The organism is Peribacillus sp. SRI_006, assembly GCF_057586375.1.
Genome location: NZ_JBYCZT010000008.1, coordinates 254,093 through 279,321 on the forward strand (window position 1 = coordinate 254,093; position 25,229 = coordinate 279,321).

Consider the following 25,229-nt stretch of genomic DNA (forward strand, 5'->3'; position numbering starts at 1 on the left):
TAATATTTGGCTTCGGAGGTAAATCTATTCTTTTTAAGGGATTTATTTTAACCTATTTTGATATAGGTCAACCAATGACCACATAAAATGCAATAAGCATATAAAAGAACCTTAAAAAGGGGCTGGGCTATGATAAGGAAAGCGGTGATTCCAGCAGCCGGTTTAGGAACACGATTTTTGCCTGCTACGAAAGCTCAACCAAAGGAAATGCTGCCGATTGTCGATAAGCCGACCATTCAATATATTATCGAAGAAGCGGTACAATCAGGGATTACGGATATTATCATCGTTACGGGTAAAAACAAACGTGCCATCGAAGATCATTTCGATAAATCGATTGAGCTTGAAATGCTTCTGCAAATGAAAGGTCAAAATGATCTGCTTAAGATCGTGGAGAACATTTCCAACATGGTCGATATCCACTATGTAAGGCAAAAGGAACCTTTAGGTCTGGGTCATGCAGTTTTATGTGCCAAAACTTTTATCGGAGACGAACCTTTTGCCGTCCTGTTAGGGGATGATATCGTGGATAGCCAGGTTCCAGCCTTGAAGCAGTTAATGGAACGGTATAACAAGGTTCGAGCGAGCATTATCGGATGTAAGGAAGTATCACCAGCCGATGTCTCCAAGTATGGGATCGTAAACTTCCAAGAACGATATGAGGATTTATTTCTGGTAAGAAACTTGGTGGAAAAGCCAAAAGTGGAGGATGCACCATCAACACAGGCGATAATTGGCCGATATATTTTATCACCTACGATTTTTGAAATCCTTGAAAACGTACAGCCTGATCGTAAGGGGGAGATCCAGCTTACCGAAGCTTTAGACCTTTTGTTAGAAAAGGAACCATTATATTCGTATATCATCGAGGGAAACCGTTATGACGTCGGCGATAAATTCGGCTTCCTTCAAGCTTCAATAGATTTCGCCATGAAACGACCTGAACTTCGTGATCAGCTAATAAAATATTTAAGGCAGTTGTTTCCTTAATGAAGTTAATATAGACCATGCCCAATTACCAAAAAGAGGTGATTGGGCCATTTCCACATCGGATTGACCCCTTTGGTTGTAAAATGATCCACTTACCATAATCCTCTAAGTAAAATATAACTGTTTATGCTTCCGTAAAATGTTACAGCAGAAAAAGTTGAACAGAGAAAGAATAGTTTTCTATAAGTGAGGTTATGTTGATAACATATCCTTCATGATTGTTCCAAACACACGATATCCAGAAAGGATTGTAGAGAAACACATGCACAATAAAGCAAATAATCCAATAATATCTGATGAATTTTTAGAAAAAGTGGTTAAGGAGATCAATGCACAATTTGGCGGGCCCATCAATGAAAAAAATGATCGTTTCCAACATAGGGGCGATGATGAAAGAAGTTGAATTGAATCCCCCTTCATTAATCTAAAGCTCTCATGAAAAACTCTGGCTATATTCATCCAGGGTTTTTTCGCTGTAACTTTATTTCTTCAATAGAATTATCAGCCCTTACTTTAACGACTTGTCCAAACCAATTTAGCTTATCCTCATACAATGATTACATGTAAGTATTTTAAAGAAAGGGGAAAAACTTCATTGAGCCACGCTGATGATGTCTTCCGCACTTCTCAAATGGTTCCAAAAGGAAGGCTGGTTTCCGGACATACAAAAGAGTTCCAAACAGATCCGATTGGGTTCCTGACCCGATTGTCCAAGGAATATGGGGAAGTCGCTAAATTCCGTTTAGGACCATTCCAAACTGTTTATCACGTTTTAAACCCTGATCTAATCAAACAAATACTTGTAACAAAACAACAATCTTTCGTCAAATCCAAGGACTTCAATCTTTTAAAACCGCTTATCGGTGAAGGTCTGCTTACAAGCGAAAAAGACTTTCATATGCGACAGAGAAGGCTTATCCAACCCTCTTTCAAAAAGACTCATATTAGCCAATATGCCAAGGATATGATTGATATCACAATGGATTATATATCAATTTGGCAACATGATGATGAACGGATTATAACGAAGGATATGATGGACATCACTCTCGGGATAATCAGCAAGACCATGTTCAGCATGGAATTCAAGGATGGATATGAAATCGTTGGGAAACCTCTGGAAACTGCATTGAGAATAACAGTCAAAAGGATGAGAAAGATTTTCCGTATGCAATTATGGGTACCGACTAAAATCAACCGTGAATATAAAAAGGCGATACAAAGGCTTGATAAAGTGATTTACGGCATTATTGAAAAACGGAAGAACGACACAGTAAAACATGAAGACATGCTAGGGATCTTATTGGACGCCCGTGATGCCGACGACGGGTTAGGCATGACAAGCCATCAGGTCCGTGATGAATTAATGACTATTTTTCTTGCCGGTCATGAAACGACAACAAATGCTCTTTCCTGGGCACTGTATGCAATTTCGAAGCATCCGGAAATTCAAGACAAGCTTTTTAATGAAGTCAATAGCATAATCGGTCAACGGACACCCAAGCCTGAAGATTTCATGAAATTACAATACACTCAAAATATCATTCATGAAACACTTCGTTTTTACCCGCCACTGTATATCTTATCCCGTGATGTGACGGAGGATGTCACAATAGGAGGATATCGCTTTAAAAAAGGCGATATGATACTAATAAGCTCTTATGTGATGCAGCATAATCCAGAGTATTTTGATCAACCGGAATCATTTATCCCTGATCGATTTGAAAATAACTTTATGAAAAGCCTGCCTGCGTTCGCTTACATTCCATTTGGCGTAGGGCCGCGGGTTTGTATTGGCAATCACTTTGCCATGATGGAAGCGGTGTTTGTCCTGGCCTGCATTGCAAAGCGATATAGGATAAAGCTTGCACCTGACCATCATGAAGTAACTCCCCTTCCCTCCCTTACACTCAGACCCAAGAATGGACTGCGCATGGTGTTAGAAGAAAGAGCTGCAGAAGCCTTTGAACCTGGTGCATCCAATTTTTAGTAAAAGGGGATTTTTCCTAATAAATATCATTGTACTAACTGGCCTACCCTTTTAGAAAGGAGGGATGAAAAAATGTATTTGCTCCATTCACCACGAAAGGGAATCATCCACACTGAATTGCACTATTTAGGAATGGCCTCACAGGTATATACCGGTTATCTGCAATTTTTAAGCGAAATTGAACCGAAACAAGAAACCGAGTACCTACAGGCGCCGCTCCCCTTTTCAAATGGGAACGGATAGTTTCCCGCTTCGTACCTATTATTAAAGAAAAACCGACCTTGAAAGGTCGGTTTTTTGTAATTCTGCAGTATGTTCCATAACCCTGGCCCCCGCAGCCCCCAAATGCTGGCTGCGACAAACCTGATAGGAAAACTAAGCGACTTCGACTATTAAGGACAGAAACTGGTTCCATCAACTTATTTACTACGAAACAAATGACAGTAATAATGCAATTAAACAGGATTATATTTCTCTCTTTTCAATATGTATTTTAAAGAATGAAGAATTGTTAATTCATCCCTAAAAAATCACCTAGCAGTTTTTTGCTTTGATTCATTTCATAAAATCCAATATTTTCAGATAACCTTTTTCGCCGGTTGGAAATCCATTCCCCTTCACCGGCCTAAATTGACTTTTTTCCCATTCATGATATATTAATATAGTACTTTAGTACGTGAAAGCGTTCAATTGTAGAAGAAACTTTCAAGTTTTACTGATAGGCTATTTTATTAAAATTGTGAAAGAAAGGCATGAATATAATGGAGAAGACTCATCAAGATCTAAAAAAGGGCCTATTGCCGAGGCATGTCCAGTTCATTGCTTTAGCCGGAATGATAGGAACGGGGATTTTTAAGGGGAGTTCCGATACATTAAATATGGCAGGCCCAAGTGTTGTAATAGCCTATTTAATAGGGGGGCTATTGTTATTCATTGTAATGGCCGCACTAGGGGAGATGGCAACCGCTTTTCCTAATATGAACGTCCAACATCTCATTAATATAGCTTTTGGGTTTCAACTATCCTTCATTGTCGGATGGCTCTATTGGTTCAATTGGATTATCGTAATCATTGTAGAAATAGTTGCAGCCGGCAGTTTTCTACAATATTGGTTTCCTACAGTACCATTATGGCTGTTAAGCATACTTTGCGCTTCAGTAATAATAGGAATTAATTTGTTTCAAGTAAAATACTATGGAGAACTCGAATTTTGGTTCGCAGGAATTAAAATAATAACCTTAATTGCTTTTATCATTTTAGGAGCTTTGATCATGCTAGGACTCTTTCCTAGTTCGGCTTCATTTTCAAATTACACGGAACATGGCGGTTTTTTTCCCAAAGGAATTGACGGAATGTTAAGTGCACTTTTAGTGGTCATGTTTTCATATGGGGGTGCAGAATTAATTGGTGTAGCCGTCACGGAAACAAAAGATAGTCAGCGAGTCATACCAAAAATCATAAAAGGAACAGTATGGCGGGTGATTCTTTTCTATGTCTTGCCGATACTTATCATTTGCGGAGTAATACCTTGGAATCAAGTAAGCACCGAAGTAAGTCCTTTCGTTCAGGTTTTCGGCTTATCTGGTCTTCCCGGAGCCGCCGATATCATGAATTTCGTTCTGTTAACCGCTGTCTTATCAGCTGCAAATTCAGGTATATACGCTACCTCAAGAACACTGTTCACTCTTTCCCAGAACGGGGAAGCGCCCAAGGCATTTTTAAAAACAACGAAAAAGGGTATTCCGCTTAATGGTATATTTTTAACTACATTATGCATATTGGCTGGTGTGTTTTTATCCTATTTGTATCCCGACCTGATTTTAAGCTACCTTATGGCCATTCCTGGATTCACGGTTTTATTATTGTGGATCAGTATTTGTTCCGCGCAATTGAAACTGCGTAAGCAATACACTGGCAAACCAGGATTCCGGGTAAAATGGTATCCATATACAACTATATTAGCCATCACGGCTTTAAGCATTATCTTTTTGGCATTTCTCTTTAATAAGCAAAACATCATCGGGACTACAGTATGTCTTGTCACGTTAGTGATATTCATCCTTCTCTCATTTATTGTCAAACAAAAAAAATAGAAATATTATCCCCCTGAATTTTATTAGGGATTTCAGACTGAAGGCAAACTCGATGAAAATCGGGTTTGCCTTCAGTCTTTTTAGTGTCAGTACAAATTGGACGTCGATTTCCACTCAAGAAACTCGCTCCGCAGGCGGTCCGCCCTCGGCGCTTTTGCGCCTGTGGGGTCTCCATGGACTCGCTTTTACCGCAGGAGTCTCGAACACCCGCTCCAATCAACTTTGTTTTAAAAGAAATAACATCTTTTGTCTACAAACTAATAATAAAGGAGAATCGGAATACTCTAACACCGACGATGGAAAGGAAACGGATTTCTGAAATCAACTGCAATTTTTTCAAAGAAAAACTGAGGTTGGTCTCATCCCGAAGCATGTTTAAGATGAGTTTATCCTTCATGCTTTTTCCTGTAATCCTTATTGGATTGAAGAAATTTGCGACACTCCTGCCGAACTGGCTGGCCGAGACCCCGCAGGCGCTTGCTTGGATGCGGCTTGGCAGACAGTCGGCGGAAATGGAGCGCATTTCTGAAATCAACTGCAATTTTTTCAAAGAAAAACTGAGAGTTAGTCTCATCCCGAAGCATGTTTAAGATTAATTTATCCTTCATGCTTTTTCCTGTAATCCTTATTGGAGAAATTTGCGACACTCCTGCCGAATAACTGGCTAGCCGAGACCCCGCAGGCGCTTGCTTGGATGCGGCTTGGCAGACAGTCGGCGGAAATGGAGCGCATTTCTGAAATCAACTGCAATTTTTTCAAGAATATACCCATTTTCAACATACATATGTTAAAATAACCAATGAACCAATCATCCTACAAATTTGAGGTGTGTATCTTGACCATATCTAAAACAAATCGCTTATCACTTGTAGAGCAGGTGGTTTCCCAAATCGAATCGTTAATCGAATCAGGTGAATGGAAAATAGGAAATCAAATTCCCCCTGAAATGGATTTGATCCAACAGTTCGATGTAAGCAGAAATACATTAAGGGAAGCTGTACGATCACTTGTTTATGCAGGGCTTTTAGTAACGAAACAAGGAAAGGGGACATTCGTAAGGTCATCAAGTGCCTTGGGGGCAGCATTTGAAAGAAGGATCCAGCAGTCAAGTATATTAGAAACGTTAGAGGTCCGTCATGCCCTTGAAAGAGAAGGAGCCCAGTTGGCGGCATTAAGACGTAATCAAGAAGATATAGAACAATTGCAGTTTCATATATCAGCCTGCAGTAGAGCTGCCGAAGCAAAGGATATCAAGGCCTACGAAGAAGCGGATATACAGTTACATAAATCGATTATGGTTTCATCACATAATGATTTATTGATTGATTTGTACGAACATATGGAACACTCCCTGCATGAATCCATCCATCAGATAGTGGTGATGAGTTCTGATGTGAACTTTCATTTGAACATTCATTGCAAACTTGTGGATGCCATCATCGAACAAGATGTGAACCGGGCAATCGAAACAGTGAATGAATACATTGCACAATTCAAAAAATCTTTAGAGTAAGTAAGGAGGAGATTATGGGCATTCATCAAGCGGCAAATCAACTAGAACAAAGAAAAGTGGATATTAAACCCAGATTAGGACTGCTCATCATCGGAATTATTCTTCTAGGGGCAAATCTGAGGGCTCCCTTAACATCGGTTGGACCCCTTGTCACTTCGATCCGTGATAACTTGGGGATTTCCAATACATTATCAGGTTCATTAACGACATTGCCTTTGCTTTCCTTCGCTTTATTATCACCGTTTGCACCTAGGATAGCACGGCGTTTTGGAATGGAGCTCACACTTTTCCTTTCCTTGGTATTATTAACGATCGGAATTGGGATACGCTCAGTTGGCGGAGTGCCGACATTGTTCATAGGGACCATTTTAATCGGGTTAGCCATTGCAATAGGCAATGTTTTGTTACCCAGTCTGATTAAACATAACTTTGCCAGGAACATCGGTTTGATGACAGGAACTTATGCTGTTTCCATGAATTTATGCGGCGCAATAGGTTCTGGGATCAGCATTCCCCTTGCTTCTTCATCCGGATTGGGATGGGCTGGTGCCCTTGGATGTTGGGGGATTTTATCACTTATTACAGTTTTCTTATGGATGCCGCAATTAAGACGGCCATTCAACTCAGGTAAGGATGTACAAACGGCGCAAAAGGATAAAAAGATTAACTTATGGCGTTCTGGTTTAGCCTGGCAAATTACATTTTTCATGGGTTTGCAATCGTTTATTTTCTATACAGTAATTACCTGGATGCCTGAAATCCTGGAGCAAAAAGGCCTGAATGCTGATGAAGCTGGCTGGATGCTTTCCATCATGCAGCTTGCAGTCATTCCCATAACATTCCTTGTGCCAATTTTAGCAGGGCGCTTACAAAGTCAGCGTCTGTTAGTGGTCCCGCCTGTCATCTTCCTTATATCAGGGATATTCGGAATATTATCCGGAAGCACTCTCTTCATCCCAGTATGCATGATATTGATTGGGATTGGAGTCGGAACCATATTCAGTTTATCGATGATGTTCTTTAGTCTTCGAACACAAAGCACCCATGAAGCGACGGAATTATCAGGAATGGCACAATCATTCGGGTACCTTTTAGCTGCCATTGGACCGGTATTATTCGGATTGCTTCATGACATTACACACAGCTGGACTCTTCCCTTACTGATGTTGGCCGCTATATCGGCACTTATTTTCATTGTTGGAATGCGTGCAGGAAATAATGAATATGTAACGACTCAATAAAGCCAGTAAAGGTATAAAAGGTTCTAAACGGCAATGGCCCCGGTATTGTACCGGGACCATTTACATACCAGCCACTGATAGCGGTACGACAGGTTCCTATTCCGTGATTTTAATTTCGAATAAGTAGAGAGTGGTCTTTGGTTTAAATAGAGAAGGAATATATGGCGTTCTCGCTTCTCATTTCGGTCATTTCGCGGCTCCCTTATCTTTAGTAAAAATTATCAACCTCAAACTCTGTCAGATAAGAAAGTTTCACCTTCTCCATTTGGAGAAAAAGAAATGACCTAGGCTTAGAGGAGGTTTCTGCATATTATGGTTCATTATCATTGGTTAAAGTACAAAGTGATTCCGATAACTCATTTACATTCTTTGGATCCTCGCTCAATATCCGAATGATGTGCATGCGAAAAAGCCATTGCTTAATGTTGAGCAATGGCCTTTGTGTATTTCCTTAACGCGAAATAAAACCGAATATTCCGAAAAGGGCGTCCGATGTGAACCGCACGCCTTTTTACCTTCAACTATATTGAATTGAAAAAAAATTACTCTCCACTCTTCCTATTTTAAGCATACTTCTTACTTTCCTCATCTTTAAAAAAGCTCTTCATTGCATGGAAAACATCAGCCTTTTGCTTAAGGATATAGTACCTGAATTTTTCATTATCGATGTTCTTATAAGCTGTCATCAATGTCGAATGGCGATTGTATTGATTGACTTCCCCGTATCCGAACATATTGGAAACCTTCATGAGTTCTTCAACAAGCTTAACGCATCGGACGTTATCGGATGTTAGGTTATCACCATCGGAAAAGTGAAACGGATAGATATTAAACTTCGCAGGGTCATATTTATGATCAATAAGTTCTAATGCTTTTCGGTATACGGACGAACAAATCGTACCGCCGCTTTCCCCTTTTGAAAAGAAATCCTCTTCCGGAACGACTTTCGCTTCTGTATGATGGGCAATGAACTCGATTTCCACGGTTTCATATTTTGTCCGCAAGAAACGGTTCATCCAAAAGAAAAAGCTTCGAGCCATATATTTTTCCCATAACCCCATACTTCCGGAAGTATCCATCATTGCCAGTACAACTGCTTTGGAATCAGGTTTCTGAACCTCATTCCAGGTTTTGAATTTAAAGTCTTCCTTATAAATAGGGTGAAAACCGGGGTGCCCCCTTAAGGCGTTCCGTTTGAAAGCGGATATCATCGTTTTCTTTTTATCGATATTTCCCATCAGGCCTGTCTTGCGGATGTCGTTGAATTCAATATGTTCGAGAGTGTGCTCCGCATGTTCTTTCTTCTGAAGATTAGGGAGTTCCAGTTGACTGAACAGGGCCTCCTCCAATTCCATCATCGACACTTCGGCTTCATAATAATCCTCGCCGGCCTTGTCACCTGCACCTTGACCCTTACCGGCTCCGGCATCGGACGGTGAGCCATCCCTTGCGACTACATCCCCCACTTTACTGTCTCCATCGCCTTGCCCTACATGTTTGTTCTTATCATAGTTATAACGAATTTTGTATTCATCCAAGGAGCGAATGGGGATCTTGATGACATCCCGGCCATTGGACATTACGATGCTTTCTTCTGAAATTAGATCAGGCAAATTATTCTTGATCGCTTCCTGCACCTTTTCCTGATGACGTTGTTGATCATCATAGCCTTTCCGATGGAGGGTCCAATTTTCCTGTGAGATTACATACTGTTGATTATTCTCTTCCGACATTCTCTTCCCCCCTTAAAAATGTTTGCACGCTTTTCATCATTCCTTCATATAATAAGTTAGTGTGGGAATGCCCACATCATTCCGGTTTTCCATTGAAAAATACAGTGCGAAAAAACGGATGAAAAGAAAAGTATTACTCTATCTTATGCAGCGACGCAGGATAATTTACAACAAAATTAATAATGGATGTTTGCCCATGAACTAGACAAGTCCTGACAGGGGCGTTAAAGCCCTTTAAGGTTATTTCTAAATAAGGAATATAACAAAACGAACAGACCTGATGATTTTCAGGTCTGTTCGTTTTTTCATTCATTCGTAATAGGATCGCTTTAAGCCAGAAGTAATGGAGCAGCAAAAGACTTCCAAGGACATTTAAAAAAAGCAATGGAACACAACAAAAAGGGTGTCCCAGCAGTTTTTCTGGACACCCCTTTTACACAGATAGAATGATTCTGGTTGTGGTATTCGTCAATCCTTCTCTTCCTCTATTTCATGTTGAACTGTACCGGGGCGTTTATCCCACTCTTTCAATTCTTCATTCGTCCTTTGATTTTCCATCTGCTTTCCAAGTTCTTTCATCTCTTCATAATCCTTAGCCATGGAGCTATTTTCCGGTACATGTTCTTTTTTCAGTTCCTCTTTGCTCATTTGCCATCACCTCTACTTATTGATACCCAATATTACCAAATCCGAAACGTAACATATCTAATGGAAATATGGGGTATAGATAAAACATTATGAGCAAATGTAAGGAGGTGCAAGAACTATGCAAACAACAACCCTTTATGTAAAGGAAGCAACGTCAGAAGGCCCTATTTTAAATCTGGAGTCCATACTTTTGAAAACGGAAGGTGTGGAACGTGCGATCATCGATGTTGATGATGGGGAAATTAAAATCGACCATAGCGAAGAAAAACTCTCACCGAATCAACTTATTACACTTATTGAACAGTATGGCTTGAATGTAACTAAATAGAAATCAATAGCACCGGGTTTCCTTCATTCAGAAGGGCCCGATGCTTTGTTGAGTTATAATCTCCCATGCCTACTATAATCACCGTTTTCAAAAGATTCATGATTTCAATAGAAATTCTGGATTTCCTCTAATCCACCTTTCATCCATCCAACCTACCGTAAACGGTAATAAACCCCTGCCCGATGAGGGGGCAGGAGCAAAAAAACTATGGATTACCGATTTAACAAGCTGCCCACATAGCGCAGCAAATCATTGGCTGAAGTCGAATTATATCCGTGCTCATCTATAAGTCTCGTGATGACCTCGTTCACTTTCTTCAGTTGCCTTTCGTCTGGTGTCTTCGTTGAAGTGGTGATCTTAACGACATCCTTCAAATCAGCGAATAGTTTTTTCTGGATCGCTTCCCGTAAACGATCGTGGGAATTATAATCAAATCGCTTCCCTTTACGGGCATATGCTGAAATTCGAATCAATATTTCTTCGCGGAATGCTTTTTTTGCATTCTCGGAAATTCCAATTTGCTCTTCTATCGAGCGCATCAATTTTTCATCTGGGTTGATTTCTTCTCCAGTCAATGGATCGCGCAGCCTTGATTTATTGCAGTATGCTTCGACATTATCCAGATAATTATCCATGAGGATTTTCGCCGACTCTTCATATGAATATACAAAAGCTTTTTGCACTTCATTTTTTGCAATGGCATCGTATTCTTTACGTGCCAGTGAAATGAAATTTAAATACCGCTCCCGGAGTTCGTTCGTAATGGACGGATGCTGGTCAAGACCTGCTTTTAATGACATAAGTACATCCAATGCATTAATGGACGGATTCTCCTTACGTATGATCGTAGAGGAAATCCGGTTAATTACGTAACGCGGGTCGATTCCGCTCATGCCTTCGTCCTGATATTCTTTTTTCAATTCATTGATGTCTGCGGAATTAAATCCTTCAACATTTTCCCCATCATAAAGCCTCATCTTTTTCACTAAATCGATATCGCCCTTTTTGGGATCTTTCAGGCGGGTCATGATGCTGAAGATTGCCGCCACCCTCAATGTATGCGGGGCTATATGAACATCCGAGACATCACTTTCACGAATCATTTTTTCATAAATCTTCTCTTCCTCGGTAACCTTCAAGTTATATGGAATAGGCATGACAATGATACGGGAATGCAATGCTTCATTTTTCTTGTTGGAAATGAACGCTTTATACTCCGTTTCATTCGTATGAGCCACAATGAGTTCATCTGCACTGATCAATGCAAAACGGCCAGCTTTAAAATTCCCCTCTTGTGTTAATGATAGCAAATGCCATAAGAATTTCTCATCACATTTCAGCATCTCCTGGAACTCCATCATCCCGCGGTTCGCCTTGTTCAGCTCGCCATCAAAGCGATAGGCACGCGGATCTGATTCAGAACCGTATTCGGCAATGGTCGAAAAATCGATGCTGCCCGTCAAATCAGCAATATCCTGTGACTTAGGATCAGAAGGACTGAATGTTCCAATTCCAACACGCTTATCCTCCGAAAGGAAAATACGTTCGACCATAACATCTTCAATCCTGCTTCCATACTCCTGTTCTAATCTCATTACATTCAGCGGCGAAAGATTTCCTTCAATCCTGATGCCATATTCTTCAAAGAAATCATCCCGTAAATACTGCGGGATGAGATGCAGTGGATCTTCATGCATCGGGCATCCTTTTATTGCATAAATCGCACCAGAGTCTTTTAACGAATAATTTTCAAGTCCACGCTTCAGTAAAGAAACGAGTGTGGACTTCCCACCTGACACCGGACCCATGAGAAGCAATATCCGCTTACGGACATCCAGCCGTTTTGCTGCCGGATGGAAATATTCCTCGATGAGCCTTTCCAGTGAATCTTCAAGGCCAAATAACTGACCGCTGAAAAAATTGTATTTCTTTGTCCCATTTACTTCTTCTATCCCTGCATCTCTGATCATGTTGTATACACGTGAATGAGCAGATTGAGCAACTAAAGGCGTTTCTTTCAATATTTCTAAGTACTCTGCGAAGGTGCCTTCCCACTTCAGCTTCTGTTCATCTTCTCTAAATTTTTCGATTTTCTTTAAAATATCCATTAAGGAACCTCCCCCTGTCACTTTCAGAGAATACTTAAATCTATGCTCCAAGTCTGACAAACATGTCAGACTTTAAAAAGTGGACGGGCATTGTTTCGAATCCCCCTTGACTCTCCATGTATCGAAAAGGGCTTAATCATTGAGAATTGATGACAAATATGCTGGCAAGAAAATTTGTGTGCACTCCTGCTAAAAATTAGGGTATACTAAGCCTATACTTAAGTGGGACAATATGGGTAAAGGGAGGTCACAACATGGGCACAGTTATTATCGTTGGAGTTGCTTTAACATTTTTAGCCGCTATCTTCACTGCCGGGTATGACGATAAACCAGGTGTGAAATAAAAAATAACAGCCTTTTCTAAAACTCCAAAAAAAGGGACAGCAAATTAAATTTGCCGTCCCTTTTTTTATTCCTCATCTATATAAATATAGAAGCACTTTCGCTGTCATTCACGAATGGCTTATTGAGCATGCCAAACGAATAAGCTTCATCATTTATACAGCGTTCTTTTTATCAGTTTGAGCTGAAATGTTGTTCTCCATCGATCTCAAGTCTTCATTTACTTTTTGTCCTTGTTCTAAATATTCCGTTTGGAAACCACTCTTTAATGCCCAACTATAAAACATTAGTGATAAACATGTAATGATGACCATATCCAAACCAAATGGGATTATATTTAGTCCACCAAACTTTTCACTGCCTAAGTATGAAATGGTCATCATACAGAGTAAGTAAACAACCATCCAAAGCCCTGCTGAAAAGTTTTGGCGGAATCCCTTCCATTTTATTTTTGATTGATAATAGAAATAAACGGGAAGACCAGCCATAATGATAAATAATACTTGACCTGTAAGCGGCCATCTTGCCCAATATAGAACCAAAGAAGCAAAAACAAAGCCCAGTGGTGCAATGATGCTTAATCCTTTTAAACGTAATGGTCTGTACAAGTTCTGACCTGTGCGTCTTAATGTCATTACAGTAACTGGACCTGTAATATAAGAGACTAAAGTCGCAACTGAAATAACCTCTGCCAATACGCCCCAGCCTCTAAACATGAATAAAAATAAGAAAGATACGCCTAGATTAAAAAACATGGCTTGACGCGGGATACCATAAAGAGGATGCAGTTTTCCAAACACGCTTGGTAAATATTTATTCTTTTCCATTCCATAAAGCATTCGTGACGTTGTCGCCGTGTATGTTATTCCTGTCCCCGAAGGAGAAATAAAAGCATCTACGTATAGTAAAATAACCAACCAGTTTATGCCTAAAACAATTGCTAAGTCAGCAAACGGTGAATTGAAATTCAAATGTTGCCATCCATTCACAATCATGGACGGGTCAACGGCTCCAATAAATGCAACCTGTAATAGAACGTAGATGACCGTTGCAATTAAAATGGAGCCAATTACTGCAATTGGGATCGAACGTCCAGGATTCTTTGCCTCACCTGCCATGTTAATTGGACTTTGAAAACCGTTAAATGCAAAGATGATACCAGAAGTTGCTACAGCAGTAAGTACACTTGCCCATCCATTAGGAGCGATACTTCCTGCAGATGTAAAATTGGATGCATGAAACCCGGCAAATAAAAGTGAGCCAATCGTAAGTCCAGGAATAATAACCTTAAAGACTGTAATGAATGAATTAGCTTTCGAAAACAAACTGACTGTCCAGTAATTTAATAAAAAGTAGACGATCAGCAATACAGAGGCAATTGCCAAGCCTCCCCCAGTAAGACTTCCATTTTCTACTAAACCATGTGTCCACCGTGCCCATTCCCATGGCCATGAGCTCATATATTGAACAGAAGCAATCGCTTCAACTGGAATTACGGAAACGATTGCAATCCAGTTTGCCCAGCCTGCAATAAACCCTAAAAAAGAACCATGTGAATACTGCGTGTATTTTACCATTCCCCCAGCTTCAGGAAACATAGACCCTAATTCACTGTAAGATAGTGCGATAAATAAAATAACAACCATCCCGATAATCCAAGAGATAATGGCAGCGGGTCCTGCAATCTGTGCCGCTCTCCAAGCTCCGAATAACCAACCTGAGCCAATAATTGACCCGAGTCCCACCATCATTAACGAAAACGTTCCCATCTTTCGCTGCATATTATTCATACATTTTTCACCATGCTTTCTAAAATTATTCTTTACGTTTAAAAGTAACTGGATTAATGATTCGTGTAGTGCGCCCAATTACATCTTAAAGTAATTGCTGCATTTACATCACCTCTTGTAAAAGTTTGAAAATTGATGAGGAAACCTTAAGGGTCTCCCCTTATTGCTTCTATTAATTACACCGGAACCAAATTTTTCTGCATTTCAGAAAATGCTTAAATCCCATTCTTGTGCCATTTGTTTCAATAACAGACTACCTGCTACGCTATTCCCATATTCATCGATGGCTGGTCCATAAATACCAATGCCACATCCATCTTGAAAAGGCATTCCGCTTCTGGCACTTGGAGGAACTAGTGCCATAATCCCGCCAGATACTCCGCTTTTGGCCGGCACCCCAATAAAAGCAGCAAATTTCCCCGAAGCATTGTACATACCGCAAGTAAGCATTAATGCTTTGGCAAGCTTAGCCAATTTTTTAGGGATTACTTGTTCTTTACGAACGGGATGGTAACCATCTTGAGCAAGAATCAGTCCAAGGAGGGCTATGTCTTCTGTGGTCACTTCTATGGAACATTGCATGAGGTAAACCTCTAAAGCTTCCTCTACTTCCGATTCCAAATAATTCGTCTCTTTCAAATAGTGAGCCAAAGCTCTATTTCTATGAGAGGTTAACCACTCAGATTGATACACTTCCTCATTGATTGTCGGGCGCTTCCCTAACAAATTTTCAAATAGTTCATAGAGAAATTCCAATTTATTTTGTGAAGAATCACCTGGGAGAAGCGAAGCTACTGTAATCGCCCCGGCATTTATCATAGGATTGAACGGCTTTCCCGGCTTATGCATTTCTAAACGGATAATTGAATTGAAAGCATCCCCAGTCGGTTCCACATCGACCCTCTCTAACACATAAGAAATGCCGCGACCCAAACATGCGGCTATAAAGCTAAGCACTTTTGAAATACTTTGCAGCGTGAAAGGAACTTCCCAATCCCCTGACTTGATCATTGTTCCACCCGGCTCCAGTATGGTAATGCCCAATTGCGATAAATGTGCATTTCTCAATGCCGGTATATAATTAGCGGTTTGTCCTTCAATAGCAAAGGATCTGTAATATGCTACCCATTCATCTAAGTCGGATTTTCTTTGACTATTAACGTGAATGTCATACTCTTTTGACAATTCTTCAATCACATTCTTCCACCTCTTCAGTTGTTGTATCATTATATTTTCAATATGAGCGTTTTACCGAATGCCATTACTAGATTCGATGAAAAAATAATGAATATTCTAAAAATTGTTAAGCGCTTTCAAAAATTTCTTTCTGCTTAATTTTAAATTGGGAACTACATAATCATACAAAAACCTACAAAATCTAAAAAATAAAAATCCACTAAAAAAACGTGATCATCTCACATGTCCCGTTACCATTTTTTGTGGATAGAAAAACAATTTGGTTTTGCCATAATTGATTATAAGCCGTTCTATTCAGGAAAAAGTAAGCGTTGTATTGAAGCCGATGAAACTGTATACTGATTTTTTAAACAAATTAGGAGGTGACGACTTGTATCTCAGTACGTTAATGAAAAAAGAGGTCTATGTCCTTGCTTTGATGTTGTTAACTGTGCCATTAGCAGGCGAATTGAGTTTTTATCCTTTCAATGAAACGTTTCGGGTAAGTTTTGGTGTGCCTGCATTTTTCTTCTTTTTACTATTATTACAAAAAACGCCTGCCATATTTTCGGGCATCTTGACAGGAACAATGGTTGTGATATTTCGCATTCTAATCGACTTTTTCATGCAGGATAATTTCTCCTGGATTTCCGCATTTCACGCTCATTATCCTAGTTTTTTCTTTTATTTTACCTATTCCGTTCTATTCTATTTTGCGAAAATCAACCGCTTTCAAAGCCGAACTTTGATTATTGGATTTATTGGTCTCATTATCGAAATATTGTCCGACTCCGTAGAATTAATCTTTCAATATATTGTGTTGGAAACAACGATTACGTTTGGTTCACTAAATGAGATGATCGTGATCGCATTCGGCCACAGTTTTATCGTTTTGAGCTTTTTTAATATGATGAAACTTTATGAAGCACAATCAAGGGAGAGGCAAATCAGAAAACAAAATGAACATATGCTGATGCTCATTTCCAATTTATACGAGGAAACGATTCATTTAAAAAAAACATTAAAAAATGCTGAGAATATTACAAAGAAATCATATGATTTGTATCGCGAATTAAAAGCATTGGAAAAACGGGAAAAGCAACTTCATGATCTTACAGAGCCATATAGTCAAAAAGCATTACGCATCGCGGGTGAAATGCATGAAGTCAAGAAAGATAATCAGCGGATTTTTGCTGGTCTCTCCAAATTGATCTCCAATGAGAGTTTTAAAGATTATATGAATGCTGCTGAACTTTTTTATTTAATTATCCGAATTAATGAAAAATATGCCTTATCATTAGGAAAGGACATTCAATTTGAATACTCCTTGGAAGGAAAAAACGATTCACCTTATCATGTATATACCGTGTTATCTCTTTTCAATAATTTAGTCGCCAATGCAGTGGAAGCAATTAAAGAAAAGGGAACCGTCCGTTTAAGTTTGTTTGAAATTAGTGACAATGTAGAATTTAAAGTTGCTGATACCGGACCTGGAATTCCTCAAAAATACCAGACTGTCATATTCAAACCTGGTTTTACATCAAAGTATGATCAGTTCGGGACACCTTCAACAGGGATTGGACTCTCATATGTTAAAGAAGTCGTGAAAGAACTGGGAGGGGAAATCCTATTTGAGAATAGTTTTAATGGCGCTGTTTTTTCAATAAAGTTACCAATCCAGAAGTTGATTCAGAAAGGGTGATTCCATGCGTTTTTTTATAACAGATGATGATTGTGCCATACGTTCAAACTTAAGCCAAATTATAGAAAACGAAGATTTAGGTGAAGTGGTGGAGGAAGCGGAAGATGGCAGTCTATTAGAAGGGCATATTTTGAATTTAAAACAAATTGATATATTATTTATTGATTTATTAATGCCCATCCGGGATGGTATTGAGACACTTCGTCATATAAAAAGTACATTTAACGGGAAAATAATAATGATTTCGCAGGTTGAATCCAAGGAGTTGATTGGCGAGGCTTACTCGCTCGGAATTGATTATTATATTACTAAACCAATCAATCGGATTGAGATATTGACAGTCATTCGAAAAGTCATGGAACGCATCCATTTAGAAAGATCGATCACTAATATCCAAGCCTCTTTAAATAGTGTATTGAACTTTGAACAGCCAAAAGTTGATAATTCCAATAGTTTTAATGAAAAAAGTATACGGGAGGTGGGTGAATTCCTTTTATCGGAATTAGGGGTCGTTGGAGAAAATGGCGCAAAAGATTTAATGGAAATGCTTCAGTATTTATTTATGTATGAACGGACTTTTACTTTTGGAAAGCAATTCCCCACCCTTAAAGAAATCTTTGTAGAAATCACCAAAAAAAAGCTCGGAACAGCAGCTTTGCCGGTTGATATCAATCGGGAAATAAAAGCTGCCGAACAGAGAATACGCAGAACGATTAACCATTCGTTAAATCATTTCGCTTCGCTAGGTTTAACGGATTTTTCGAATCCGAAGTTTGAAAATTATGCTTCCAAATTTTTTGATTTCACAGTCGTTCGCCAAAAGATGAAAGAACTGCAAAATGATTCAAAAATCGTTCTTACACCTACCCGGGTAAATACAAAAAAGTTTATTCAAGTATTTTATTTCGAAGCGAAACGATTGAATCCTGATGAAATAAATAGATATAGATAATACATGATTAAATACGAAAAATTACGGAAGAACCAAAAAACATAAAATCCCCTGAATGATTTCAAGGGATTTTAACAATATCTTATTTTTTCAACAATAAATACATGAAATAAGGTGCACCGATCAATGCAACCATGATACCTGCGGGAATCCCCTCGGGTTCAATTATATTTCGGCCTATCGTATCGGCAAGCAGCAATAGCCATCCACCGATTAAAATGGCAACCGGAATGAATAGTTGATTTCGAGGTCCTACCAAGGATTTTGCTATATGCGGGGACATAAGTCCAATGAATGCAATTCCGCCTGTAACAGAAACGGCAGCCGCTGCCAGTGCCACAGCCGTGATCAGCAGTACGATCCGCTCCTTTTCAATCGATACACCGACCCCAATTGCGACCGGTTCACTTAAACCAAGCAGATTCAAACGATTTGCTTTATATAAGGTGAATGGAATGAGGATGACTAACCATGGAATGATTGCCCAAATGAAAGGCCAATCCGTGCCCCATATATTTCCTGCCAACCATTTTGCGATGAAATCGACCTTCGCTCGTTCCGCTGACGAAATGAGGACAATCATCAGGCCTGAAAGCGCCATTGAAAAACCTACGCCGATCAACACTAACCGGACTGGTTCAAGTCCACTCTTCCTCTTGTATGAGAGGATATATATTAAACAGGCCGTCAGTAACGCTCCGATAAAACCAACAAGCGGAACCATATAAACAAAAGAACCAGCGTCAAGCGGGAAAAACAGAAAGAATGCGGCAATGGCAACACCTGCTCCTGAGTTGATCCCGATGATTCCGGGATCGGCTAAATCATTACGCGTGATCCCTTGTAGAATGGCTCCCGACAGTGCAAGGGCCATGCCTGCTAAAAGGGTGATGATGATACGCGGTAAGCGGACGGAAAATAATATGAATTCCTCTTTAAACGTCCCTTCCCCGAAAAGCGTTGGAAACAGTCGTCCTATAGAAAGATTGGAATAGCCCGAACACGTCCCTATAATGATCGTAATGATGATGAGTGCACTCAATGCACCTATTATCCAACGCTGTTTTTTGACTAAAGCTGACTGGATCATGAAAATGCTTTACCTCCTTTACGCACGATTAGGAGGAAGAAAGGTAAACCTATCATCGCAACAACCGCTACCACAGGTGTTTCATATGGAGAATTGATCGTACGGCCGATCGTATCGGCAAGCAACATGAAAGTGGCTCCCAAAATCGCAGACATAGGGAGGATGAATCGATAATCCGTACCCACGATAGCCCGAACGATATGTGGGACCATTAACCCGATGAAAACCATATTTCCGACAAGCGCAACGGCAGCCCCTGCCAGGAGGATGATGACCACGAAGAGAACCGCCTTTATTTGTGTTGTCTTTTGCCCTAAGCCTACGGCCACTTCTTCACTTAAGCTAAGTATGGTGAGCTGTCTGGAAAAGATAAGGGAAATCAAGATTCCTATTAGAATGAACGGAACGATTACACGAAGCTGCTCCCATGAAGTTCCGATATTCCCGCCAGCTGTCCACATCGATACATCTTTTGATACCTTGAAATATATGCCGACCCCTTGCGAAACGGCAAATAGGAATGCAGAGACTGCAGCACCAGCCAAAACGATCCTTAATGGTGAAAATCCTCCCTTTTTCATCGCACCGATTCCGAAAACCATGATTGCCCCCACAGCGGAACCTATAAAACACGCAATCATGATCCCTAAATTATTAGCATTTGGAATGAATGCCAAAGTGATGGCGAGACCTGCATTGGCTCCTGCCGTCAATCCAAGCAACCCGGGATCGGCAAGTGGATTTCTTGTCATTCCCTGCATGATGGCCCCAGAAACGGCAAGGGCTGCACCCACAAAGATTGCCCCCACTTCACGAGGGAAGCGGATTTCCCGAATGATTGAAATCTTTTCACCGACAGCATTTGATGTCAGTGCTTGCCAGACGTCTTTAACGGTAACATCAGCCGCACCAAATGCCATTGAAATAATGAACATGCCTATAAAGGCGACGATCGCTATGATCAGTTTACTTATAAATGGGATGAAACGTTGATTTTCATTAGTCATCTGTCTCTCTCATTTCTTTTTTTATAGAATAAAAGGAGAGGAATTGGAATCCCTCTCCCTCGCAGTATTATTTTCCAAGAAAACTTTTGGAAAAGAAGTCTAATTGGTAATCTAATGTGATTGGATCATTGAAGTAGAATTTTTTTGCATCAGCTTCATACAGTTTATTGTTTTTAACGGCAGGTATGTTTTTAAACGTGTCAGTTTGTTGGAATGAATTGTCCTGATCTTTGTTATTGCTCAAAATCACATAATCACCTGCATAGTCTTTAAGGACTTCTAATGATAAGGCAAAGTAACCATCTTTCAGTGCCACTTCTTTTACCTTTTCAGGCATACCCAATTTCATTTCTTGATAAAGGATTTCCGTTCCACGTCCCCAATTATCACCGTATACATAGAACTGTTTGTCAAACTTTTCGAAAACGGAAACGGTAGCATCTTCTCCAATTTTGGCTTTAATTTCATCACCAGTTGTTTTTGCCCGTTTTTTGAAATCATCCACCCATGCTTGAGCTTCTTTTTCTTTATTCAAAAGTTTACCGATTTCTACATGTTGTGTTAAATAGTCAACTTTTCCGTATGTATAAGTTACGGTTGGAGCAATTTCCTTTAATTTATCGACATTTTTAATCGTGGATAAACCAATGATTAAATCCGGATTCAACTCGATGATCTTTTCCAGGTTTTCGTCCGTCACTTCTTCCACATCTTTTAACTCTTTAAAATTCGGGTTCATTTTAGACCAGGAATCAACCCCTACAAGGTTAACATCCAAAGCCATTACGTTACCTGCGAAAGATGATAGTACTAAAACACGCTGAGGATCCGCGGGAACTTCAACAGGACCATTTTCAGATTGATACGTGATGGTACCTGATTTTTCTTTTTTGGAAGCGGAGCTTTTTTCTTTTTCGGCTGACTCGTTACCACAAGCGCTAATAATTAACACTAACAGCAGTATAAACGGAAACATTATCTTTTTCATTTGTTATCAAATCTCCTTTTAGTAAGTTGTATGTGCTGCACATTGGTTTGTTCGTTCGTTGATCTCGTCCGATTACCGCATCAATATGGAATACTTCCTTAAGAACTTCATGAGTGATGACTTCTTCACAATCTCCTGCTTTGACTATTTCCCCGTCCTTTAAGGCAATGATATAGTCGGCAAAGCGAGCAGCTTGGTTTAAATCATGAAGAACCATGACAATTGTACGTCCCTGTTCTACATTCAGCCTCTGTAACAATTCCAGAACCTCCAGCTGATGGGCCATATCCAAATAGGTGGTCGGCTCATCAAGGAAGATGATTTCCGTTTCCTGGGCAAGGGCCATCGCAATCCAAACACGCTGGCGCTGACCTCCTGAAAGAGCATCAACGGGACGGAACTTGAAGTCTTTCGTGCCGGTCACTTCAAGTGCCCAATCAATCACATCATAGTCTTTCTGGGTCAGGCGCCCAAAACCTTTTTGATAGGGAAAGCGCCCATATGATACGAGCTCCCCAACCGTCAAACCGCTTGCACTCTCGGGTGTCTGCGGAAGTATGGCCATTTTTCTTGCAAGGATCTTAGTGCTTTCTTTTGAGATATTAACCCCATCTAAAACAACCGTACCTGATTGATTTGGAATGATTCTGGTGATCGCTTTCAAAAGTGTCGATTTCCCACATCCATTTGAACCGATGATCGTTGTGATTTTTTTATCTGGTATTTCCACACTGAGATCTTTTACAATTAAACGTTCACCATAACCAATATTCAAATTCTCTGTATATAGGCGAACCATTTTTTAACCTCCATTTACTGAAAAAAATAGGTAAGTAAAAACTCAAATGAAAATGATTATCATTATCTACTACTTAATTACTATAATTCTATCTAAATATATTGTCAATGGTAATTTCATGGTCATATAAGAAGAATTTCTGACAGTATTTTTGGGGCCGGTCCGTATTACCGACTGACAATGAAAACAATAAAGATCCCGGAGACGTTCCCGGGATCTGTACTGTTTGCCTCATACTCAGCACTTTGGCAAGAATATTCCTAATAGGCCATTTTCATTAATCAATGTTTCTTAAATCCTTGCTTCTCAACATAATCCTTCATGTACAGCCTGCTTTTCTTTCCAAGCATTCCTGCCATTTGCCCGGTCCAGGTGTCTTTTCGTTTACCTTTAGTCCGAAGCTCATAATAACTGGAAATCGTTTCATTATACTCTTCAAGTTGTCCGATGAACTCTTGCTTATCCTCCTGATATCCATTTTCATGATAAATGTTGGACAACGGCAAACGCGGCTTTTTATCCGAACGGTTTTTCGGATATCCGACCGCTAGAGCGAATAATGGTATAACACGATGCGGTATATTCAAAATCGCTGACACTTCCGGGAGATTATTGCGGATCCCGCCTATATAGCAAATGCCTAAATCCATCGATTCTGCCGCCAATGCTGCATTTTGGGCCGCTAGAGCCGCGTCAATACAGGCAACCATGAATTTCTCGGTACTTTCAATCGATTCGGACAGGTCCGTGTTTTCCATTTCGGAAACCATATCCTGACGATATAAATCGGCGCAAAAGACGAATAGATGTCCATTCTTCTCTACATATGACTGTGGTCCGGCAAGTTCGGCAAGCTTGGCTTTCTTTTCCGGGTCGGTTACCCCTATGATTGAATACGCTTGAATATAACTTGAAGTCGATGCAGCTTGGGCACATTCCACAATCGTATTGATTTGCTCCCCAGACAATAACTTGTCCTCAAAGGAACGAATGGAACGGTGATCTAAAATCTTCTCAATAATGTTATTCAATGCTCCCACCCCTAAAGAATATGTAAAGTATCCATCATCGGGGCTAAAATGCCCCCGATGACAGTATTGATGAAACTTAACCTTTTGTTTTCAAATCCAATTCACGGTAATTTTGCTGTCTAAGTGCTTCATAAACCAAGATGGCTGCCGTATTCGACAGATTAAGGGAACGTACTTTATCCGTCATTGGAATCCGCAGGCACCGATCCATATTTTCTTGGATCAGATCTTTCGGGAGACCCGTCGTTTCACGGCCAAAAATGAAGAATATCTCACTTTCTTGATCACTGTAATCGAAGCTGGAATGCGGCTGCTCCCCAAATTTCGTCAAGTAATAAAATTCGCCGCCGGCGTTTCTTTCAAAAAACTCTTCTAACGAATCATAATAATGGATCTTTACATTCTCCCAGTAATCGAGCCCGGCCCGTTTGAGCTGTTTGTCATCCGTCGAGAAACCGAGCGGGCGAATGAGATGTAAAGACGTATCCGTCCCTGCACATGTTCTTGCGATATTTCCTGTATTTGCTGGAATCTGTGGTTGATATAAAACTACATGTATTGACACTTCATTTTCACCTCTAGTTTGAACTTCACCTTAATTATAGCATTAAACAAAAAAGACTAAAAACCTATCACCCTCCATCCAAAATCACAAAGAATTTATAAACGATGTTCGGTGTATATCTTGTTGAATCCTCATACGTCCAATATCGGTGACGGCTGTTCATCGTATGTGCATTCACAAGCGGCATCCCGTCCTGATCCTTCGCCGTTACAATCAAGTTATGGTCAAACCGTCCGTCCCCTTCGAAATCTATGCAGAGGATATCGCCCAAATTCAATTCCTTGGCCGACTCCACCTGCTTTGTCCTGATGGCATTCCCGGCTTTAAGCAGATGATATAAAGAATGAGCTGTCGTCCATGTATAACTCCAGCTTTTCCCCCTTATCCACCAGCCCTTATTTTTATTTGGCGCCCCCCACATCGGTATTCCCCCTGCATGTAAACATTGTGAAATGTAATTCGTACAATCATCGGTGAATTTATAATAAGCCGGATTGAATTCATTCCACCAACGCTCGGCATATTGAACGGCCTTCATTCGATCATACCTATATGCGAGGCGATCTGCGCCTGGATCACACTTTGGCGGTGCCTCTTCGGTTTCAAAGCTGGGAATCAACTCATTTTCATCCACTATATACCCATTTCGAAACCGTGCCTCCCTTTCTTCCATTTCTTCTTCTATATAAAATGAATCTTCCTGTTTCAATAAATATTGCAGATGGACATGATAGGTCAGGACTGTATCCCTGTCTTCCTTTCTCTTCGAATGTACCTTGCCTGCCGCATTCACCCGAACAATTTCGGCGGCGCGGTTCCTCAACATTTTCTTCTTCAAATGTAACTTCCTTTCACCCCGTTCCAGATCATCTGAAGTATAGAACTCCACTCTTTCTTGTAAAAGGCGTTGCAATTGTTCCCTCAAGTTCATGCCCTCCTTCTTACCATCTATGCTAATGTGTATGTACGAGGGCATGGACAAAAACACAACTTCATAAATGTGGGAGTTTCAATCCTTAACCATAATGAAACTTTTTATAAAGATTTTCCTTGAAGGAACCGGAATATCTTAAGCAAAGGCTGTTTTCACATACTTTGTTGCTATTTACTAGGTAGTGAGTTGTGGTTGATTTCCCCTCCAGA

At 40.1% G+C, this 25,229-nt stretch carries 24 protein-coding genes; 11 read left to right on the forward strand and 13 right to left on the reverse strand.

Annotated elements, in window-relative coordinates; genetic code table 11:
* The first annotated feature begins 129 nt into the window (after positions 1–129).
* From galU to AC2YHV_RS13965, 6 genes are all read left to right on the forward strand, one after another.
* Positions 130–990 carry a UTP--glucose-1-phosphate uridylyltransferase GalU gene (gene galU / locus AC2YHV_RS13940; protein ID WP_487373429.1) on the forward strand — a complete coding sequence of 287 codons (861 nt, stop codon included), beginning with the start codon at positions 130–132 and terminating at the stop codon, positions 988–990.
* A 262-nt stretch (positions 991–1,252) separates the two neighbouring features.
* Positions 1,253–1,393: a hypothetical protein gene (locus tag AC2YHV_RS13945; protein ID WP_156404291.1), complete on the forward strand. Its 141-nt coding sequence runs from the start codon at positions 1,253–1,255 to the stop codon at positions 1,391–1,393.
* Between the two features lie 192 nt (positions 1,394–1,585).
* The gene (locus tag AC2YHV_RS13950; protein ID WP_487373430.1) at positions 1,586–2,980 is read left to right on the forward strand and encodes a cytochrome P450; all 1,395 of its coding nucleotides are present in this window, start codon (positions 1,586–1,588) and stop codon (positions 2,978–2,980) included.
* Positions 2,981–3,052: 72 nt separating this feature from the next.
* Complete coding sequence (locus AC2YHV_RS13955) at positions 3,053–3,223, forward strand: hypothetical protein (RefSeq protein ID WP_156404290.1); 171 nt, start codon at positions 3,053–3,055, stop codon at positions 3,221–3,223.
* A 518-nt stretch (positions 3,224–3,741) separates the two neighbouring features.
* Entirely contained in the window at positions 3,742–5,073 is a 1,332-nt protein-coding gene (locus AC2YHV_RS13960) for an amino acid permease (RefSeq protein WP_487373431.1), read from the forward strand.
* A gap of 173 nt (positions 5,074–5,246) precedes the next feature.
* Positions 5,247–5,663: a hypothetical protein gene (locus AC2YHV_RS13965; protein ID WP_487373432.1), complete on the forward strand. Its 417-nt coding sequence runs from the start codon at positions 5,247–5,249 to the stop codon at positions 5,661–5,663.
* A 7-nt stretch (positions 5,664–5,670) separates the two neighbouring features.
* Here the strand turns inward: AC2YHV_RS13965 and AC2YHV_RS13970 are convergent, their stop codons facing one another.
* The gene (locus AC2YHV_RS13970; protein ID WP_487373433.1) at positions 5,671–5,832 is read right to left on the reverse strand and encodes a hypothetical protein; all 162 of its coding nucleotides are present in this window, start codon (positions 5,830–5,832) and stop codon (positions 5,671–5,673) included.
* 76 nt (positions 5,833–5,908) lie between these two features.
* Here AC2YHV_RS13970 and AC2YHV_RS13975 point away from each other — a divergent pair, with 76 nt between their 5' ends.
* Both AC2YHV_RS13975 and AC2YHV_RS13980 read left to right on the forward strand, forming a co-directional pair.
* Complete coding sequence (locus AC2YHV_RS13975) at positions 5,909–6,586, forward strand: FadR/GntR family transcriptional regulator (protein ID WP_328134989.1); 678 nt, start codon at positions 5,909–5,911, stop codon at positions 6,584–6,586.
* A 14-nt stretch (positions 6,587–6,600) separates the two neighbouring features.
* Complete coding sequence (locus AC2YHV_RS13980; RefSeq protein ID WP_034315150.1) at positions 6,601–7,827, forward strand: CynX/NimT family MFS transporter; 1,227 nt, start codon at positions 6,601–6,603, stop codon at positions 7,825–7,827.
* Between the two features lie 563 nt (positions 7,828–8,390).
* Here the strand turns inward: AC2YHV_RS13980 and yhbH are convergent.
* On the reverse strand, positions 8,391–9,560 hold the full coding sequence (gene yhbH / locus AC2YHV_RS13985) for a sporulation protein YhbH (protein WP_057275627.1): 1,170 nt from the start codon (positions 9,558–9,560) through the stop codon (positions 8,391–8,393).
* 468 nt (positions 9,561–10,028) lie between these two features.
* Positions 10,029–10,208 carry a hypothetical protein gene (locus tag AC2YHV_RS13990; RefSeq protein WP_034315155.1) on the reverse strand — a complete coding sequence of 60 codons (180 nt, stop codon included), beginning with the start codon at positions 10,206–10,208 and terminating at the stop codon, positions 10,029–10,031.
* A gap of 118 nt (positions 10,209–10,326) precedes the next feature.
* On the opposite strand from AC2YHV_RS13990, the gene AC2YHV_RS13995 reads away from it, so the two are divergent.
* On the forward strand, positions 10,327–10,536 hold the full coding sequence (locus tag AC2YHV_RS13995) for a metal ABC transporter ATPase (protein WP_034315156.1): 210 nt from the start codon (positions 10,327–10,329) through the stop codon (positions 10,534–10,536).
* A 212-nt stretch (positions 10,537–10,748) separates the two neighbouring features.
* Here AC2YHV_RS13995 and AC2YHV_RS14000 read toward each other — a convergent pair whose 3' ends face one another.
* The 3 genes from AC2YHV_RS14000 to AC2YHV_RS14010 all read right to left on the reverse strand — a co-directional run bounded on the left by AC2YHV_RS14000 (position 10,749) and on the right by AC2YHV_RS14010 (position 15,970).
* The gene (locus tag AC2YHV_RS14000; protein ID WP_034315159.1) at positions 10,749–12,644 is read right to left on the reverse strand and encodes a PrkA family serine protein kinase; all 1,896 of its coding nucleotides are present in this window, start codon (positions 12,642–12,644) and stop codon (positions 10,749–10,751) included.
* Positions 12,645–13,141: 497 nt separating this feature from the next.
* Entirely contained in the window at positions 13,142–14,776 is a 1,635-nt protein-coding gene (gene aimA / locus AC2YHV_RS14005) for a glutamate/serine transporter AimA (RefSeq protein WP_187050515.1), read from the reverse strand.
* 204 nt (positions 14,777–14,980) lie between these two features.
* Positions 14,981–15,970: a glutaminase gene (locus AC2YHV_RS14010; protein ID WP_223255834.1), complete on the reverse strand. Its 990-nt coding sequence runs from the start codon at positions 15,968–15,970 to the stop codon at positions 14,981–14,983.
* A 421-nt stretch (positions 15,971–16,391) separates the two neighbouring features.
* Between AC2YHV_RS14010 and AC2YHV_RS14015 the strand changes: the two genes are divergently transcribed.
* Positions 16,392–17,654: a sensor histidine kinase gene (locus tag AC2YHV_RS14015; RefSeq protein WP_098865024.1), complete on the forward strand. Its 1,263-nt coding sequence runs from the start codon at positions 16,392–16,394 to the stop codon at positions 17,652–17,654.
* A 4-nt stretch (positions 17,655–17,658) separates the two neighbouring features.
* Positions 17,659–18,606, forward strand: a complete 948-nt coding sequence (locus AC2YHV_RS14020; RefSeq protein ID WP_034315164.1) for a response regulator — start codon at positions 17,659–17,661, stop codon at positions 18,604–18,606.
* 82 nt (positions 18,607–18,688) lie between these two features.
* Here the strand turns inward: AC2YHV_RS14020 and AC2YHV_RS14025 are convergent, their stop codons facing one another.
* The 7 genes from AC2YHV_RS14025 to AC2YHV_RS14055 all read right to left on the reverse strand — a co-directional run bounded on the left by AC2YHV_RS14025 (position 18,689) and on the right by AC2YHV_RS14055 (position 25,011).
* On the reverse strand, positions 18,689–19,696 hold the full coding sequence (locus AC2YHV_RS14025) for a FecCD family ABC transporter permease (RefSeq protein WP_487373434.1): 1,008 nt from the start codon (positions 19,694–19,696) through the stop codon (positions 18,689–18,691).
* On the reverse strand, positions 19,693–20,703 hold the full coding sequence (locus AC2YHV_RS14030) for a FecCD family ABC transporter permease (RefSeq protein ID WP_487373435.1): 1,011 nt from the start codon (positions 20,701–20,703) through the stop codon (positions 19,693–19,695). Before AC2YHV_RS14030 ends, AC2YHV_RS14025 begins: the two co-directional genes overlap by 4 nt.
* Before the next feature lie 67 nt (positions 20,704–20,770).
* Positions 20,771–21,691, reverse strand: a complete 921-nt coding sequence (locus AC2YHV_RS14035) for an iron-hydroxamate ABC transporter substrate-binding protein (RefSeq protein WP_145504876.1) — start codon at positions 21,689–21,691, stop codon at positions 20,771–20,773.
* On the reverse strand, positions 21,642–22,490 hold the full coding sequence (locus AC2YHV_RS14040; RefSeq protein WP_487373436.1) for an ABC transporter ATP-binding protein: 849 nt from the start codon (positions 22,488–22,490) through the stop codon (positions 21,642–21,644). Before AC2YHV_RS14040 ends, AC2YHV_RS14035 begins: the two co-directional genes overlap by 50 nt.
* 281 nt (positions 22,491–22,771) lie before the next feature.
* Positions 22,772–23,521 carry an oxygen-insensitive NADPH nitroreductase gene (gene nfsA / locus AC2YHV_RS14045; RefSeq protein ID WP_063577254.1) on the reverse strand — a complete coding sequence of 250 codons (750 nt, stop codon included), beginning with the start codon at positions 23,519–23,521 and terminating at the stop codon, positions 22,772–22,774.
* A 76-nt stretch (positions 23,522–23,597) separates the two neighbouring features.
* Positions 23,598–24,086, reverse strand: a complete 489-nt coding sequence (gene trmL, locus AC2YHV_RS14050) for a tRNA (uridine(34)/cytosine(34)/5-carboxymethylaminomethyluridine(34)-2'-O)-methyltransferase TrmL (protein ID WP_034315177.1) — start codon at positions 24,084–24,086, stop codon at positions 23,598–23,600.
* Positions 24,087–24,153: 67 nt separating this feature from the next.
* On the reverse strand, positions 24,154–25,011 hold the full coding sequence (locus tag AC2YHV_RS14055; RefSeq protein ID WP_098864967.1) for an amidase domain-containing protein: 858 nt from the start codon (positions 25,009–25,011) through the stop codon (positions 24,154–24,156).
* Positions 25,012–25,229 lie beyond the last annotated feature (218 nt).